The 17,607-nt window shown below is 45.8% G+C and carries 13 protein-coding genes; 4 read left to right on the forward strand and 9 right to left on the reverse strand.

Annotation, left to right across the window (positions count from 1 at the left end):
* Positions 1-141: 141 nt before the first annotated feature.
* From csdE to ACED45_RS16485, 4 genes are all read right to left on the reverse strand, one after another.
* The gene (gene csdE / locus ACED45_RS16470; RefSeq protein ID WP_371714492.1) at positions 142-573 is read right to left on the reverse strand and encodes a cysteine desulfurase sulfur acceptor subunit CsdE; all 432 of its coding nucleotides are present in this window, start codon (positions 571-573) and stop codon (positions 142-144) included.
* A gap of 37 nt (positions 574-610) precedes the next feature.
* A complete protein-coding gene (gene tcdA / locus ACED45_RS16475) occupies positions 611-1,420 on the reverse strand; it encodes a tRNA cyclic N6-threonylcarbamoyladenosine(37) synthase TcdA (RefSeq protein WP_371714493.1) in 810 nt (269 codons plus the stop codon).
* A 113-nt stretch (positions 1,421-1,533) separates the two neighbouring features.
* Positions 1,534-2,646: a murein transglycosylase A gene (gene mltA / locus ACED45_RS16480; protein WP_017059898.1), complete on the reverse strand. Its 1,113-nt coding sequence runs from the start codon at positions 2,644-2,646 to the stop codon at positions 1,534-1,536.
* Between the two features lie 81 nt (positions 2,647-2,727).
* Positions 2,728-3,201 carry a DUF2850 domain-containing protein gene (locus ACED45_RS16485; RefSeq protein ID WP_371714508.1) on the reverse strand — a complete coding sequence of 158 codons (474 nt, stop codon included), beginning with the start codon at positions 3,199-3,201 and terminating at the stop codon, positions 2,728-2,730.
* A 162-nt stretch (positions 3,202-3,363) separates the two neighbouring features.
* Here ACED45_RS16485 and argA point away from each other — a divergent pair, with 162 nt between their 5' ends.
* Entirely contained in the window at positions 3,364-4,701 is a 1,338-nt protein-coding gene (gene argA, locus ACED45_RS16490; RefSeq protein ID WP_146491375.1) for an amino-acid N-acetyltransferase, read from the forward strand.
* A 282-nt stretch (positions 4,702-4,983) separates the two neighbouring features.
* Positions 4,984-5,175 (forward strand): hypothetical protein, encoded by a 192-nt coding sequence (locus ACED45_RS16495; protein WP_004735192.1) that lies wholly within the window; start codon positions 4,984-4,986, stop codon positions 5,173-5,175.
* 79 nt (positions 5,176-5,254) lie between these two features.
* Here ACED45_RS16495 and recD read toward each other — a convergent pair whose 3' ends face one another.
* The 5 genes from recD to ACED45_RS16520 form a co-directional block, all read right to left on the reverse strand.
* Positions 5,255-7,465, reverse strand: coding sequence for an exodeoxyribonuclease V subunit alpha (gene recD, locus ACED45_RS16500; protein WP_371714494.1), 2,211 nt, complete (start codon positions 7,463-7,465; stop codon positions 5,255-5,257).
* Entirely contained in the window at positions 7,465-11,139 is a 3,675-nt protein-coding gene (gene recB, locus ACED45_RS16505; RefSeq protein WP_371714495.1) for an exodeoxyribonuclease V subunit beta, read from the reverse strand. Before recB ends, recD begins: the two co-directional genes overlap by 1 nt.
* A gap of 240 nt (positions 11,140-11,379) precedes the next feature.
* Entirely contained in the window at positions 11,380-11,541 is a 162-nt protein-coding gene (locus ACED45_RS16510) for a hypothetical protein (protein WP_371714496.1), read from the reverse strand.
* Between the two features lie 6 nt (positions 11,542-11,547).
* Positions 11,548-15,024, reverse strand: coding sequence for an exodeoxyribonuclease V subunit gamma (gene recC / locus ACED45_RS16515; protein WP_371714497.1), 3,477 nt, complete (start codon positions 15,022-15,024; stop codon positions 11,548-11,550).
* Positions 15,025-15,151: 127 nt separating this feature from the next.
* Positions 15,152-16,102 (reverse strand): TDT family transporter, encoded by a 951-nt coding sequence (locus ACED45_RS16520; protein WP_170960774.1) that lies wholly within the window; start codon positions 16,100-16,102, stop codon positions 15,152-15,154.
* Between the two features lie 208 nt (positions 16,103-16,310).
* On the opposite strand from ACED45_RS16520, the gene ACED45_RS16525 reads away from it, so the two are divergent.
* Together ACED45_RS16525 and ACED45_RS16530 are read left to right on the forward strand one after the other, a co-directional pair.
* Positions 16,311-17,207, forward strand: a complete 897-nt coding sequence (locus ACED45_RS16525) for a LysR family transcriptional regulator (protein ID WP_102530434.1) — start codon at positions 16,311-16,313, stop codon at positions 17,205-17,207.
* An 88-nt stretch (positions 17,208-17,295) separates the two neighbouring features.
* Positions 17,296-17,589: a YebG family protein gene (locus tag ACED45_RS16530; RefSeq protein WP_008223840.1), complete on the forward strand. Its 294-nt coding sequence runs from the start codon at positions 17,296-17,298 to the stop codon at positions 17,587-17,589.
* Positions 17,590-17,607: the final 18 nt, after the last annotated feature.

Here is a 17,607-nt window from a genome sequence, read left to right on the forward strand (position 1 = left end):
TATTACCAAACGTGTAAAATTACTTGCAAACTGGGTGGGTCCATATATGACGAAATACAGTTAGAAATCGTCATTCCAGAACTAAGGAACGAAGTATCTGGAATCTCTCTAAAGCACTACGATAAAAATGTGTGGAGACAATTACGATTTAGCGAGGTTCTTGATTTGCTCAACGATCGCTTTTAATCCATTACCGCGAGATGGGCTTAGGTGTGTGATTAGACCGATTTTTTCAAAGTAGCCGTCAATATCGAACGCTTGAATCTGCTCTGATGTTTTGCCGTCATACGCAGCCATCACTAATGCAATCAGACCGCGCACGATACGAGCATCAGAATCAGCACAAAAGTGCCAAACACCATCGATATTCTGAGAAACCAACCACACTTGGCTTTCACAGCCAGAGACAATCACCTGTTCACTTTTCAGTTCATCAGGCATAGTTGGCAGTTTCTTACCCCATTGAATGACTTGGCGATAACGGTCTTCCCAGCCGCTGAATGTCTGCATCTTCGCGACGATATCATCACTGGTAATTTCAGTGCCGAATGGAGAGCTTGGGAATGTGGTCATTTTAATATCCAGTCGATTATTAATTGAATAGAAGACGTTACTTAGCGTGCTTTTGAATCAGCTTTTCTACAATACGCGAAACAGCCACAAAACCAAAAGTCGCCGTTACTACGGTTGCCGCACCAAAGCCCGTAGCACAATCCATGCGCTTTGGACCTTCAGCTGTTGCTTTCGCAGCACATACACTGCCGTCAGCTTGAGGGTATTTCAGCTGTTCAGTCGAGAACACACAATCGATACCAAACTTACGCGCTGGATTCTTAGGGAAATTATGATGACGACGAAGGGTATCTTTTAGCTTCTTCGCTAGCGGATCTTGAATCGTCTTGGTCAAATCGGCCACTTTGATTTGCGTTGGGTCGATTTGCCCCCCCGCACCACCAATGGTGATTACTTTGATTTTGTTACTGCGGCAATACGCCAACAACGAAGCTTTAGCTTTCATGCTATCGATCGCATCCAACACAAAATCGAACTCTTTCGATAAGTATTCCGCCTGATTATCAGGACCGATGAAATCGTCAATCAGGTTAACTTTACACTCAGGGTTAATCAGCTTAACACGCTCAGCCATCACTTCGATTTTGCTCTTACCAACCGTGCCCGACATTGCATGAATTTGACGGTTGATGTTAGTCACACACACATCATCCATATCGATCAAAGTAAGCTCACCTAAACCAGTACGAGCAAGTGCTTCAACAGCCCATGAACCTACACCGCCAATACCGATAACACACACGTGTGCAGCTCTAAGTATGTCGACTTCACTATTGCCATACAGACGACGAGTGCCACCAAATCGTTGGTCATAGTTTTCTGAAGCTGGAGTGGTCAATTCACGCATTGTTGCCGCCAATTTATTTCTGAGAAAAAGAAAAGAGTGCGTTTTATACGCACTCTTGAATAAAAAGTCTAGGGGATTAGCGATTCGCTTTCAATGCCCTATTTTATTGTCGCTTACTCAACCTTTTCAGGAGGCAAAGCCCAAGGCGCTTCGGTTGCGCTGCCATCTAAGCCGAGCTTCCACACGCGACCAAAATGCTTGTAGTGACCCGCTTCAGTGCCTGCTCGCGGCCCCATACCATGGTAGAGATCCAAATGGTTCTGCTTAACCGCGCCGCCCGTATCCAAAACCAATAACAATCTTAATTGGTGCGCACCGCTCCAAGTACCATCCGCATTCAATAAAGGAACCTCAGCCAAAATTGGAGTTCCCATAGGCAAGATAGAGCGATCGCCTGCTACTGCAGCCATTGGCAATAGCGGAATCCCAGCACTGCCCATTACTGACAAGTCGTCTCTCGCTTCAAAAAACACGAAAGATGGATTTTGCTCAAGCAACTCTTTGACCACTTCAGGATCGTTTGCCAACACCCACTCTTTGATTGCTTTTAGTGACATTTTTTCGCGTGGAACTAAGCCTCGCTCAATCAAAACACGGCCAATGCTCACATAAGCTTTATTGTTCTTACCTGCGTAAGCGAAATACTGCAGCGTATCATCATCACCGAAGTGCACGAACCCACTGCCCTGCACTTCCATCATAAATGGGTCTATACGGTTTGCTGAGTAACCTAACTCAAGGCCTTGACCTTCTAATGCGCCGTTGTAAATCTCTTCGCGTGTTGGACACTCTTTTCCACACTCAGGAAGCCCGTAAACTGGGTAACGGTATTCTTCATTCGCTTCGTGGCGCAGTTCCATAACAGGAGAAAAGTAGCCCGTAAACAAAACATTGCCTTGTTTATCACCACCACCTAGTTGAGCAGTTTGAACGCCAAAATTAGCGAGCTCGCTTGGATCTCCACTCAGCATCGCCCACTCATTGAGTTGTTGATAAAGCGGCTCATAGATTTTAGCCATTGAAGGGGATTTAGAAACCACCATCTCAGCTTGTTCTGCAAATGCGGTATAGTCTCTTGGTTTATTGGATTCAACCTGATCGACCTTATTCAAGGTACGAGGAAATTCGTCATCAAGGTGTTGTTGAGCAAGATCAGTGGGTTGGGCACAGCCAAATAACAAAGAGGCCGCGACTAGGGGAAGCCATTTTTTAATCACAAGAGTCATCCTAAAAATTCTATGCATCGAGGATGACAAAAACAGTCAGATAACACAATCGTAGATTGTAAGAGTTTACAATAAGATAACCTATCGGACGGAGTTATCGATGTGACCTTTAAGACGGAAGATGGGATTGTAATGACTGTCAGAATCGAGCACCATTTCTGTATTGTCAGAGTTGGTCATGCGGAAGCGATAGGTTTTATCACCCGCCTTGTATTCAAAGTAGTTACCGTCAAAATCAAAGGTCGTCGAAACAACAGATCCACGAACTGACACACCATTAGCATTCAGTACAAACTCATCTGTCGCATAATGTGCAACATCCTGCTCTATCCAAGTGCCATATATTAGATGATCAGACGTCGCCGCATCTTGCACTCGGGAAAGCACATCACCAAATAAAGAAACCACAGCAAATGAACCCACCAAGGCTAAAACCATTAAGCAGCGCTCAATGATCTTACGCTTCAACTTAGATTGATTGCGCTGATCTGCTTCACTATAGAGGCCTTTAGTGATCTCATCGATCTTGTTCTTTGTAGCTGGAGCTTGCTGCATTCGTTTACGACTCATAAGGATGCTATGCGCATTCTACACTGAGACAGTTTATATATTGAAGCCTACATAAGAATAGTTTGCGCTTTATTCCAAAAAGGTGTTGTTTAGATTTGAATTTAAATGCTAAATTAACGAATAAATAAACGCAAATGGACTTGTTCTGTGAAATTAAGAAGTACAGCGCTAGTAAAAGGTTTCAGACAATCAACCCCTTACGTGAATGCTCACCGTGGCAAAACCATGGTCATTATGCTGGGAGGCGAAGCTGTTGCCGATAGAAACTTTGGTAACATTATTAGCGACATTGCCCTACTCCACAGCCTTGGCGTGAAGATTGTTCTCGTTCACGGGGCAAGGCCACAGATCAACCAACTGCTAGCAAAACAAGATTGCCATACGCCTTATCATAAGAACATTAGGGTCACTGATGAATATTCTCTGGGTGTAGCAATGCAAGCTGCTGGACAGCTGCAACTTGCTATCACCGCGCGCCTTTCGATGAGTTTGAACAACACTCCGATGGCAGGTACTCAACTCAATGTGATGAGTGGTAACTTCATTACGGCTCAGCCGCTAGGTGTGGATGACGGTACGGATTATTGCCACAGCGGGCGTATTCGTCGAATCGATATCGAAGGAATAAATCGCACACTCGACCAAGGATCCATCGTACTGCTGGGCCCTATCGCTAGTTCCGTGACAGGCGAAAGCTTTAATCTGCTTTCTGAAGAAGTCGCCACCCAAGTTGCGATTCGTTTAAAAGCCGACAAACTGATTGGTTTTTGCTCCGAACAAGGGGTAACAGATGAAAGCGGCACTGTACTCGCCGAACTCTTCCCTAAAGACGCCAAGCAAATTCTAGAACGCTTAACGGAATCTCAAAAGCCTGCCGAAGACATGAGCACAGGAACACTGCGCTTCTTGAAAGGAGCGATCTCTGCTTGTCGTGCCGGAGTGCCTCGTTGTCACCTCATCAGCTACAAAGTCGATGGCGCATTAATCCAAGAGCTGTTCTCTTTTGATGGTATTGGCACGCAAGTGGTCATGGCGAGTGCCGAGCAAGTCAGACAAGCTCAGATTGATGATATCGGTGGTATCTTTGATCTCATTCGCCCTTTAGAAGAACAAGGCATCTTGGTTCGCCGATCAAGAGAACAATTAGAGCAAGAGATCCATCGATTTACCATTATCGAAAAAGACGGGCTAATTATTGGTTGCGCAGCGCTATACGCCTACCCGGAAGATCACATGGCAGAGATGGCATGTGTTGCAATTCATCCTGATTATCGTGATGGAAATCGTGGACAATTACTGCTGGATTACATGCGCCACCAATCAAAATCTCGCGATATCGACCAAATATTTGTCCTAACGACACACAGCCTTCATTGGTTCCGTGAACAAGGTTTTTACGAGATAGCAGTTGATGAATTACCGATGGAAAAACAAGGGCTATACAACTATCAACGTAACTCAAAGATCCTAGCACTTAACGTATAAATAAAGTTTTGGAGCAAAATCTCACTTCAACATAAAAATAATTGTAAACGTAATCGTTTTCTATATGAGATTTATTAACTATGCACTTTAACTCACACGTAAAATTGTATAGAATTTGGTCGCTTTAACAAAATAACAAATGTTTTTATTGGAATTACCATCTCGGTTGTCATATCACATGCATTGAGGTGGTCACTGCACGGATTGCTATACCCGTTGACGGTCAGCACGCTAACATTAGCTCTGCTCGTTAATATAAACAGCAAAAAGAGCAACATTGATATGAGAACCATTGTTTGTAACTCGCTGCAAAGTTTTTGGGATATGGCTGATAACCAATTCTTAGAAGGGCTAGACGTACACTGCGTGTTCCCTGTGAGCGAGAATCTAAAAGAGTTTATTTTGAATTGCCAAGCAAAATACAAGATAAACCACATATCGTTTACTCGAGCGTTTTTAAGCAAAGAGTCTTAATAACGTTCAAAGCAACCAGGGATGGTTGCTTTGTGTTTATCTAGCTTAAGTTCAAGTCCTTTCTAACAGTAATTAACAACTAATTCGTTAAGCGACTGCCTAAACCACTCACTCGCTCTGTTTTCACCTTAATCCCACGCTTCAACACATTTGTGTCGCTGAACATCATCAGTCGTTTCTTGGCACGTGTAATACCGGTATAGATAAGCTCTCGCGTTAAAATAGGGCTGAAATCCGGCGGCAAGATCATTAAGGTCAGATCAAATTCACTACCCTGAGATTTATGTATCGTCATCGCATAAGCTGTTTCATGATCGGGCACTCGGCTTGGTAGCACAGCTTTCACGCTGCCATCGGGCAACTCAAAATAGACCTTCAAGCGAGGAGTTGAATCAGGTTGGCTTGAATCCGCCTCAAGCATACAAATACCAATATCACCATTGTATAATCCCAAGCCATGATCATTTCGCGTCACCATGACAGGTCGCCCGTGATACCACAGCTCGTCGTTGTGTGGGTTCACTAAACGTCTTGCGGCAAGCGCTCTTTCAATTCGGTGGTTGAGGCCTTTAACACCAAAATCACCTTCACGAATAGAACACAACAGTCGGCATTGACTGAACAAATCGAGTACCGATTTGGCTCTCGCGTCTTGAGTCTCTAACTCTTCCAATGGCACATTCATTCGGTTGAGATACGCACCATACTCATTAACCAAGGTACGTAGCATCAAGTTATAGCTGTCGCTCGATAGAGGATGGTTCTCAATATCGCCAAATCCTTTGCCGAACACTTGGTCGACTTGATTTGCAGAGCCGTTATTGATTGCTTTTGCCAACTGCCCAATACCAGAACGCGCATCGAAACGGTAACTCTTCTGCAGCATACACAGACTATCTGCAATCGCCGGAGAATTAACGGCTCCCGCTTTTGCCTGCTGTGTATTGGCTATCGCATCAAAACCCGTCATCTCCGCAATCAAGTTGCCTTGTGCACTGCTGTAACCCGCAGAGTTGAATGAACAGATATCACCTAACACCGCACCGGCTTCAACGGAAGCGAGTTGGTCTTTATCCCCCAGCAAGATAAGCCTTGCATGCTCAGGAAGCGCATCCACCAGCTTATACATCATCGACAGATCGACCATCGATGCTTCATCCACCACCAAGATATCAAGGTGAAGTGGATTGCGTCGGTTGTGTCTAAACTCAGCCCGGTTAGGAATCGCACCAAGCAATCGGTGCAAAGTGCTCGATTCCGTTGGTATGTTGGCTTTTACTTCAGGCGCTAAAGGCAGTTGCTCAATCGCTTTACCAATCGACTCAGTTAAACGCGCCGCCGCTTTACCCGTTGGTGCCACTAGCTTAATCGTTGGGGTTTTACCTTGGCTGAGTGATTGCTCGACCATCGCCGACAATAACTTGGTTACCGTGGTTGTTTTACCAGTACCCGGTCCACCAGAAATCACCGCAAAGCGACGACTCAGAGCTACTGCTGCTGCCACTTTTTGCCAGTTCAAACATGCCGATAGCGGTACCAAACTGTCTAGAACACCTAAGTCCGCTACCTGCTTAGCTTGGACGATCGCTTGATCGATTGCGCCCCAATTCAGAGATTGATCATCGACGATATCAAGATGATCACATACCAGCTGTTGACGCAGTACCTGAGACGTTTGTTGGTTTGCTTCAGCCTTGGCTAAAGCGTTAAACAGAAAGTGATAACTACGTGCAAAGAGCTGATTGAGTGTTTCCGTCAGCGCCTTTTTCTGTTCAGTATTAAACTCTACCGGCTTACTTAAACGGTTTAACGTGTTTGCCAGTACCACCTCGTAGTTCCAATAACGCTGTAAGTAGACACGCTGTCCATCAAACATCAGCGGCTTAACGCAGTCATTAGTTGTTCCAACTAGGTTAGATGATTGCAGAACAGTCGCCCAGTCAATACCTAACAATTTCTGGTTCAGTTGCAGTGCCGTTTCACCATACAACCCAAGTAATTGGGCTAGATCTACCGTTTGCTCAAGGTCTACCGTATGTATCTGTATAAGCTGAGTACAGATATGCCCCTTGCCTAATTCATGACTCACCACCCCAGCGAGAAAGCCGACCTCTTGAGGGTGACTTGTCGCTTGCTGAGCAATAAAACGAGCAAATTGATAATCCAACTGACGAATAGAACCCTTGTCCGCAAGAAACTGGAGTACATCCACAAGTTGCTCAGGGATAAGTGAAACTGGCTTTGCTGTGTTCGCAGTCTCTATGCTGGTATTAGTGGTCGTTGTTGTCATTATAAGAGCCCCATCTGTCCAGTTTCATCGTCATTCAATTGTGCTGAACGTCGGTCTATCACTTTACCGTCAATCAATTGATCCATTTCATCAAGTAAAGCCAATGTTGGTTTCGCCGAGAAAATCCCTTGCTGAGATTGGCCGTCCATGCCTCGTAAGAACAAGTAATAAACACCACCAAAATGTTGTTCGTAGCTGTAATTGGCAACACGACTACGTAAAAAGCGGTGCAGAGCCAATGCATAGATTTGATATTGCAGATCATAGCGGTGGTCGGCCATCGCTGATTTCAATGCTTCGCCATGGTAGACAGCAACATCATCACCTAAATGGTTCGATTTCCAGTCGAGTACATAGTATTTACCTTGGTGCTCAAACACCAAATCGATGAAGCCTTTCAGCATACCTTGCACGGTTTGGAAACCTAGGTCGCCGGCTTTAGCCGATAACGGGTCGTGATATTGAATGGTTTGATTCAGTTCAGATGCGGCCAACACTTCGATAGGCAACAAGAACTCCATTTCGACTAATCGTTGAGTCGAGTCTTTCTCACTTAGCTTTAGATTTTTGCCATCCAACGCGGTGTTCAGCACCGTGTCGACCAGTTGCTGAAGCACAGGTAGCCACTCTAATTCATATTGCTCTGATTCTAATAAGTGAGTGATTACTTGCGTGTTATGCTCACTGGTTGCTGGTTCGGTAAATTCAACCTCCTCAAACAAGGTGTGCAAGAAAGTACCTGGGCGAGCACCACGTGGGAACGTAAAGATAGATCGTTCAGGTTCAATCAACTCAGATTCATCCTGCTCATCAGCCGAGTCAATATCAAAGCCAGATACCTCAATGGTCGCGTCATGACTCGCACCGTGACTGCCTTGCTTTACAAGCCCCGAGTAACTGGTGATACGCCAAGCCCTGTCGATTGAAGCCTTTAGCTCGTTCGCATGTAAGTCTTCGCTCACTTGCTCTGTCTGTACAAACACTTGCTCGTGCGCGGTTGGAGTTTCGGCTAGCAGCACACTTGAGTTCTTGCCCTCAATGGCTGCAAGAGCCTGATGCAATTCGGCAATACCTTGCTCTTGACCGTTTTGAACCAAATAGCCCATCGCACTCAAATGCACGCCGGTCGGCTCTTTGGTTGAACGCCCTTTACGCAGTGGTGCCATGCCAATGAAACAGCCATAAACCGCACGAGTCAGCGCTACATAAATCAAACGCAAGTCTTCCGCGAGTCGCTCTTTATCGGCTTGAGCTAAGGCACTATCACTACCTGTAATATCCAACACCGTGGTGTCTGAATCATGGTCGTAGAATTTGCCCTCGCTCGCTTCTCGATAACTCGCAACAAATGGCAGGAATACTAAGTCATATTCCAAACCTTTCGACTTGTGAATGGTAACGATTTGAACCAAGTTTCTCTCCGATTCAAGACGCTGAATGTCATCTTCACTCCCGCCTAAACCATTTTGAGCATCGGAAATCGCTTCTGCTAGCCAACGCAGCAAGCCATAGTCGCTATCAAGCTCTTGCCTTGCCTGTTGCAGCAATTCGCCTATGTGCATCAAGTCGGTGAGTGAGCGCTCACCATTTTCTTCTTCCAATAAGCGTTCCGCGAGATGTCGCTTGCTGATCACACTGCGCAGCATTGGTAGCACGCCACGCTGTAGCCACAACTTACGATACTCACGAAATTCGTTAACGACATTTTCCCAAACCACTTCATCATTGTTGAGTTCATCCAATGAAGCCGCATCCAGAGCGAACAACTCAGAGGCTAAACTCGCGCGCAATGCACGATCGTTTTCTGGTGTCAGCACCGCTTGCAATAGGCGTTGAATATCTTGTGCGACCAAGCTAATGAACACACTGTCTCGGTTAGACAAATACACACTTGCAATGCCTTGTTCAGAGAGTGCATTCTTGATCAGACGACCTTCACTACCAGTTCGAACCAAGACAGCAATATCACCCGCATTCACGGCATGTTGTTTTTTGCCGTTATCAAAATAGGCTTGCTGGTTTTGAGAAGCGGTCAGAATAGTTTGAATTTGACTCGCCGTCGCCTCAGCCATTGCCTTGTGATATTCGCCCTTTGGTAACGGCTTGTCTTCAGCCTCTTGTAGCCAAAAGGTGAGTGCGTGCTGAGTTTCTCCGTTCATCACCCATTGGCGCTTATCAGCCGATGGACTGGCTGCAACAGGCAAAAATGGAATGTCTTGATCATAGATAAACGGACTGTCTGAATTCATAAACACTTGGTTTACTGCACTGACCATATCAGCACTCGAACGCCAGTTAGTGCCTAAGGTGTAGTGAGCACTAACTTGGTTTCTCGCCTTGATATAGGTAAAGATATCTGCGCCACGAAAGCCATAAATCGCCTGCTTCGGGTCACCGATCATAAACAAGCCGCACTGCGGATTATCGAGATAGATTCGGCTAAAAATACTGTATTGCAGCGGATCGGTATCTTGGAATTCATCGATCATCGCCACCGGGTAGAGTGTGCGAATTCTTTCCACCAGCAAGGATTGCTCATCGACATCTATCGACGCGGATAACTGGGTCAGCAAGTCATCAAACGACAACCACTGCTTCTGCTGTTTAGCCTTGGCTAGCATAGTTCGACAATGGGTAATCGCATGCGCCAATAACGGAGCTTTCAAGTCGGCAGGGTTATTTAAGAAATCTTCAATCGCTTCGAAAACGGCGTGCTGCGGTGCGGTGCCTTTCGGTGTTTTCTCGATTAACGTGGCTTGTGAAAACTTCTCTAATTTATCTGGGTATTGATAATCATGGGTGTCGCTTTGCGCCCATGCCGTCACCGCCTCTAGCCATGTCGGCAGAGACTTCTTGGTGTAGCTACGTTTGTTCACATCCGAACCAGAGATCAAAGCTAAAAAATCCGCTTCAGACTCACACCACAGTGCTTTAAGTTGCTTCACTTTATCTAGGTTCTGATTGTGTAGAGTTTGCAAATCACCCGACATCGCGTCGACGGTTAGCTTCAATGGAGAGCCCGTCAGATAACGATTTACGTCCGCTAATAACGCAGCAGGGGAACCCCAAATGTTACGAACCTCACCAGCCAATTGAATAGGTAGCGGGTAAAACTGCTTACGCCAATAGTCAGCAACCACTTGCGCTTTTAGGTGACTTTCATCGGTCACAAATTCATTATCAAAGCGGCTGCCAGACTCGAAGGCATTTTGAGTCAACATTCGCTGACAGAAGCCGTGAATGGTGTAGACCGCGGCTTCATCCATTTGTCTTTCAGCGTTAAGCAGAGTTTTAGCTGCGCCAGCGTGGTCTTCGATCTCTTGCAACAAAGGCGCAATCACTGGGTCGTCACTTTGCCCGCGAGCAAACGCAATGCGCGCATCATGGATTCGTGCACGGATGCGATCTCGCAATTCTGCGGTTGCCGCTTCGGTAAAGGTCACGACCAAGATTTGATCTACGGTTAACGGCTCATGGTGTCGGGTAGCTTCCGTCAGCTCACCTTGTGGTACTGCCGTACCGTGTCCGAGCAGTAAGCGTAAGTACAAGCCAGCGATGGTAAATGTTTTACCTGTACCCGCCGATGCTTCAATTAAACGCGCGCCATGAAGTGGAAACGTCATGGTATTGAGTGTCTGTGGAGCAATTACCTGAACACTGCTTGTGGTCGTCATGCCTTACTGCCTTCTGATAAATATGTTGTTACAAATGTGACCTAGCGTGGAAAACGTCATTCAATTTACGTCCTACGCTGATTTGTTAATAGTTAGTGCGATCTCTCTCACGGATCAATTCGGATCGCCTCGCTACTATGCGCCCACGAGTTCAGGAGAGCGATTCGAGTCTTATACTCATTGCCTACTTAGAACCACAGAATAATGGTCCCTCTGACCTGTGGCCGTACAGCGAACGCCCTACACTAATAATGATTTACTGGCGGCCACTTTATTTCCTGTACCTAGCTTCTCTTCACCTTGATTCCCTTCACCAGGAAAATAAGCATCCCAAATGCTTACCAGCGACTCTCTTTGGTCTTTCATTAATTCAGCGCATCCGCCATTGATCTTGTCGATCACAGTCAGTTACTCCTGATCTTCCAGATCGGCAGCAGCCAACCTTGCCGCCTGTAACACAAGCGTTGAATACATGCGTGACTCAGCAGCTAGTTCATCATCCCACTTAGGCCAAATACGTGAGATGTAGGTATCTCTGCCCTCGCCCGTAAAGGCGAAGCTGTCGTTAAAGGTATCGGCCATTTTCTTGAGTGACTTCTCTTCATCATCGACCCATTTACCACGGCTAAAGCCCGCTTCAACACCAGCTAATGCCGTTTTCGGGAAGTAAGGCAGCGGTGCAGTCATGCCCTGATAAAATAATCGCACTAACTCAGCCAATAAGCTCTTCGCCTGCTGCGCATCAGCAATCGGTTGTAACGTTTGGTGAACCACGCCCTCTTTTCTGTCGTAGCCAATAATATGAGTCGTTTTTCCGTGCCCCATAACAGCGCAGGATAGATGATCAATCCACGCAGCCAAGTAATCTTGAGAGCGTATTTTGCCGCTACGGAAACGCACCAACCCTGATTGATAGTTTTGAGTAAGCCACCCCATCAAACGAACAGGTTTGCCCTCGCCTAGCACGTCAAATTCAATATTTACCTCAAGATCTTGTTGTGGCTGCCCACTTACAAATCGAATCTCTTTAGCTAAGTCTTCCGCTTGAACGCGGTTGGTTTCAAATTCAATGTCACCAAAAGCGCCAACCGGTAATCGACCTTGGGCTTTTTGTTCAGAAACAAACAAGCTAACCGCTTCGTCCGCCCCTTCAGGGTGATCAAGCAACACTTGCAACAAAGCATCTTTAAGCTGGAAGCTCTCCAATCCATTCAGCACAAACGGTTCATCGTCTTCCATTACCGGAAGCGGTGGTTCAAACACCACTTTTAGGCGGCGATTAAAGAAGTATTGCACCGGCAAGCGCCAGAAACGCTGCAGCTCAACCAAATCCAATTCCAGTGGATAGGTCGCACCAAGCAAATAGTCGCCCAACGCACGATTAAATTCACCACTGCGTTCACCAGAACGGTTAGCCGCAGGAAGCCACTCTTTGGCGTAGCTCAATACATGGCTTGCGTCACCTTGTGTAAAGGCTGTTGGGCTAAATGGTGTCATGGTGTGTTCAAAGCTGATCGCTTGAGTCAGCTTGATGCCTGAATCATCATTTGGTAGCGCTTGGTCTTCACTTAAACAGTAGTTCTGCTGGCAGTATTCAATCAACTCTGAAACCAATACCGACGGCACTCGCTCAGTATTATCTTGAATCGAGCGACCGACATAACTGATGTATAAACATTCTTGCGCCGACAACATTGCTTCTAAGAATAGGTAGCGGTCATCATCACGACGAGAACGGTCTCCGGGACGAGTGCGCCCGTTCATCAAATCAAAACCTTCTGGCGGCATTGAGCGCGGGTAAACACCATCATTCATACCTAACAAACAAACCGTTTTGAACGGAATAGAACGCATCGGCATCAGCGTACAGAAGTTAACTTGTCCCGCTAAGAAACGCTGACTAATACGCGCGCCCGACAGTTTATTATTCAAGTACTGATAGATAATGCTTGGCGATAGCTCTTGTTCGTACAAGGCATCATCAAGCTGTTCATTCAGTTGAGAAAGTGCATCGCGAATCGACTTAAGCACCACCTCACCTTCTAACTCAACCGCAAAGAAATCATCAATCATTTGCAGCAAGGTTTCACGCCACATGTCGATAGATTGCGTCTCAGCAAGGCGTTGACGGTAATGAGCAATGCGGTCAATAAAATGCGCTAACTTACCTGCAAGTTCGGCGTTAATGCCCTGAACTTCGTTATAAGCGGCAATTGGAGAGTGTTCAGTTTCAAACAAACCTGCAGAATCCGACATCGCATAGCCCAGTAGCATTCGCTGGATACCAAATAGCCAGGTATTTTGTTCAGTAGCAGGTAAGTCAAATTCAGTTGCGGTAGAAGAATCGACACCCCAACGGATACCCGCTTCTTCAACCCACTGCTTAGCTTGTTCAAATTGAAATTCATCAATACCGAAGCGTGCCATCATCGCTGGGATTTCTAATAACTCTAGAAGTTCAGAAGCTAAACAGCGCGTGTTTGGTAGCGCGACTAGCTGCATGAACGCCGTCAAAATTGGGCTCTCTTGATCTGCGGTTCTATCCGAGATCGAGTAAGGGATGTAACGCTCACCCGGAGCATTGCCAAATACCGCCTGAATCGCAGGGCTGTAGGCATTGATATCTGCCACCATCACGATGATATCGCGTGGCTTTAGTGTCGGGTCAGCGTCAAACATTGCTAACAGCTGATCATGAAGAACTTCAACCTCACGCATTGGGCTGTGACAAGCATGTACAGTCAACGAGCGATCGCCCAGCTCAACCACTTGTTTATGGTTGCTGGAGTCTAAGATGTGATCGTCTTGGTGCTCTTCTAACTCAAGAATATCAGCTTGCAGTTGATGCAGCAGGCTGTCTCTCTCGACATCAATAAAGAACTCATGCTCTTCGCTGTCTGATTGAGACAGCAAGAACAGGTTATCTCTGCCCAGTTTACCCATAGACGCAAGTAAGCTATTACCGACCGCTTGGCTGGTATGCAGTTCGTCTTCAATATTGGCTTCAATGCCATCTTTTAATGGTGAGACTTCGCCTTCTAGCTGAGGTAAACCATCAACCAAAGCAAACTGCTTACGACGCTGCGCTTCCACTCTCGCCAAGTATTTACGGTCACGAATATCGCCCCAGTAATGTTGGCAAGGGTTGGTAAACATCAGGTGGACATCAATCTGTTCGCCAAGTGCTTTCAAAGCATCCATGTAGCGAGGAGGCAGTGACGAAATACCAAACACAAACAAACGTTTCGGCAGGTGTTGTAACTGGCCTTGTTGATTAGCTAACGCTTCAATGAAGTCGTGATACAAGTTGCCACGGTGATACTTTGATTGGCCTTGAGAGAGCGTTTGCTCGTAGAGTGCCTTCCACAAAATTGGCTGCCAAGGGTGCTCTTGTTGCCCTTCACTATCAATCAATTCTGCAACGGGTTCTCCCGCTTCCCACATCGCCATCCACTCAGGTCGATACACCAAGTAACCATCGAAGATATCGGCAATTTTCTCTGCCAATTGATACAGCTTAGAGCCATCTTCGTCGTTTTCAAGATAGCGCTGTAGGGGTAAGAAATCAGGATGGTCAAGCTTCGCGGGTAGCAAATTCATTAGCTTCCACGTCATCGCTTCTTTATTAAAAGCACTGCGTTTCGGTACATCAGGAAGCACTTGGGTAAACATATCCCAAATAAAGGTTGCTGGGAGAGGAAAATCGATATTTGCTGCTACACCAAACTCTTTGGCGAGTTCCATCTTAAGCCATTGAGACATACCAGGGCTCTGAACCAAGATCTGCTCTTTTTCGAAAGGATTGGCTAAAGGGTCACTTTTGATTAAGTGAACGAGAAGGATTTTTAAAGTATCAACTTTATTGGAATGATAAACAGTAAACAAAGTGCACTCACGCTAATCTTGCCACAATATACAGCCAGATTAGCATAAGTGCTGAGTTTGGATGAGGAATATAAGCTTATGAAATACCGAAAGCTTAAGCTTCGTTTATCTTTTGAACTATTGCCTCTTACAATCTACCCGCTACCGCGCCTAAAACACGATGAGGTTTGTAGTTCATGTAGTAACGAACAGCGACATAACCCACAACCAACGTAGCCACAATCAATTCAAGATACGCTAGGCCAAACACTTGATTGATGTAATGCGCTTCAATACCTTGTGCTTGCATCCACGCAGCCAGTTTAAACAAGGCTGTTGCACCAATCACGATTGGGAAGGTAAACGCTGCATAACCAGGGCTAAATGGAAGACGAAGTAGTTTGAAAAACGCCATATAGATAATGAACGTCATCAACACTGCAATACCAAATAGTAAACCAATGATCACAGGTGAAGGGCTAGCAGTAACGGTTAAGTAACCCGCCAAAGATAGGCTTGCCGGTGCTGCCATAATCGCAATCGTTGGTTTTGCAGCATCTGGCACTTCGTGAGAGAAGATCAAACGGTAAACCATGATTGGTAGCATTACTGCGTAAACCAATAAGCCGAATACCAAAGTCGCGTTAGCTACTGGCTCTAAAACTGGATTACCAGAGAAAGAGACGTCAGCGACGATAATACCGATCGGTGGCACAAACCAGCTTGGCACCATGTGGTGAATCTCAAAGTTTTTAGCTCTGTGGTACAAAAAGCTCATTAGAAACACAACGTGCAAAGCCACAGAAGCCAACCACATAGCTTCTTGTAAGAATTGAGAGATTGGCGCCAAAGACGCTGACACCACCATGCACCCCATTGCAAATGTTGGTACCACACTGCCGACAACAGGGTGAGCAAGATCTTCACGCAATAGATGACCATGAATCAAAAATTTCACAGCTAAAACAAGAAGCAATACCGCTGCAATAGCTGCACTGATCCACTGCACTAAGCCTGGGGTGTGCAAAATACCTTGTGCGACTAAAACGCCATCCCAGCACCAGCCTAAGCTTGCGATTGCTAGCGCTAACCCTGCCATGGGTGTTGGAGCTCCTGTTAATCTATATTTAATACGTTGAATCATGTCAGCCTCTCTTAAACTTAATTCACTAAACTTGTGAACTCATCAGCTTGTTGAAGCCATAATACGCTTGCGCTTCGTTAAACAATATCCAATTATATATAACAAGTGTTCATTAATACTGAACAGAACCCGTTTTCACCAGCAGAGCAAAACTAGGAATCTGATGGCTAATATTTCAATTAAACAACTCAAAGTGTTTGTCACTATTACCCAGCATTCGACGCTTACCGCAGCATCAGAAGCGCTATTTTTGTCTAAAGCTGCGGTCAGCATGGCACTAGGCGAAATGGAGAAACAACTCGGCCACTCTCTATTTGACCGGGTCAACAACCGATTAATTCTCAACCAAGAGGGACATAAGTTACTTCCTTTGGCTGATGAAATACTTCACCGAGCTGCGGGTATTGATGTTTTGTTCCGTGACGACCAGCCTTTAAGTGGCAATTTAAAGGTCGGCGCGAGTGACACGATTGGTAATCAGGTCGCACCGTTTATTTTGTCAGGTTTTCGTAAACGAACTCAGCACCAGGATCAAAGCTTGTTCATTTCAAACAGTGCACTGATCTGTCAAAAGTTGGTGGATTATGAACTTGATATCGCGCTAATTGAAGGAAAAACATTACACCCTGAACTCATTTCGAGTCAGTTTAGCAGCGATGAAATGTGTATTATTGTTAGTAATCAACATCCTCTCGTTTCAAAAGAAAAAGTAACTTTAAGCGATTTAGAAGGCAGCCATTGGATTCTACGTGAATCAGGCTCAGGGACTCGCGAGTTTTTCCTTCGTGCCGTCGCACCACGTATCGAACACTGGTATGAATCTTTTGAACTCAACACGACAGAGGCGATCATCAATTCGGTTTCTGCCAATCTTGGATTCGCGTGTTTATCACGATTGGCGGCGCAACGAGCGATTGATTCAGGCCGGGTGAAAGCGCTCGATGTGCCACTCGACATGAAACGACGTTTCTGGATGCTGGTACATAAAGACAAATACCAGAGCCCGCTGCTGAAATCTTTCATGAGTTATTGTGAAGACTGGGCTACACATCAAGATTGAGGCCGCATAGTTGGGGCTCCAACTGGACTTTTAACATCAGAAACTGTATAAAAAGCCAGTAAAATTTATCAAACTTAGAGGATTAACCATGGCTGTTATCGTCAAGTACGTGGTGGAACGCAACGGAGAAGAGAAAATGACTTTTACCTCTAAAGCCGAAGCTGACGCATACGACAAAATGCTGGATATGGCTGATGAGCTTTTTGAACTGTTAGGCAAAAGCGATTTAGTTGAAGATGAAGGCAAGCAAGAAGAACTTGCAATGTACCTAGCGAAGAACAAAGAAGAAGTTCTTTACGCATTAGGTGCTAAGCGTAAGCCAGCTCCGAAAAAAGCTAAGAAGCTTGAAGCTGTTGAAGACGCAGAAGAAGATGCAGCATAACTAGCTGATCGCTTTCTA

Source organism: Vibrio crassostreae, assembly GCF_041439375.1.
In the GTDB taxonomy this organism is placed as follows: domain Bacteria; phylum Pseudomonadota; class Gammaproteobacteria; order Enterobacterales; family Vibrionaceae; genus Vibrio; species Vibrio crassostreae_D.

Excerpts from the sequence above, each read along its gene's own strand:
- csdE (WP_371714492.1), bottom strand. The coding sequence starts at position 573 with ATGACCACATTCCCAAGCTCTCCATTCGGCACTGAAATTACCAGTGAT.
- tcdA (WP_371714493.1), bottom strand. The coding sequence starts at position 1,420 with ATGCGTGAATTGACCACTCCAGCTTCAGAAAACTATGACCAACGATTT.
- mltA (WP_017059898.1), bottom strand. The coding sequence starts at position 2,646 with ATGACTCTTGTGATTAAAAAATGGCTTCCCCTAGTCGCGGCCTCTTTG.
- ACED45_RS16485 (WP_371714508.1), bottom strand. The coding sequence starts at position 3,201 with ATGCAGCAAGCTCCAGCTACAAAGAACAAGATCGATGAGATCACTAAA.
- ACED45_RS16495 (WP_004735192.1), top strand. The coding sequence starts at position 4,984 with ATGAGAACCATTGTTTGTAACTCGCTGCAAAGTTTTTGGGATATGGCT.
- recD (WP_371714494.1), bottom strand. The coding sequence starts at position 7,465 with ATGACAACAACGACCACTAATACCAGCATAGAGACTGCGAACACAGCA.
- recB (WP_371714495.1), bottom strand. The coding sequence starts at position 11,139 with ATGACGACCACAAGCAGTGTTCAGGTAATTGCTCCACAGACACTCAAT.
- ACED45_RS16520 (WP_170960774.1), bottom strand. The coding sequence starts at position 16,102 with ATGGCAGGGTTAGCGCTAGCAATCGCAAGCTTAGGCTGGTGCTGGGAT.
- ACED45_RS16525 (WP_102530434.1), top strand. The coding sequence starts at position 16,311 with ATGGCTAATATTTCAATTAAACAACTCAAAGTGTTTGTCACTATTACC.
- ACED45_RS16530 (WP_008223840.1), top strand. The coding sequence starts at position 17,296 with ATGGCTGTTATCGTCAAGTACGTGGTGGAACGCAACGGAGAAGAGAAA.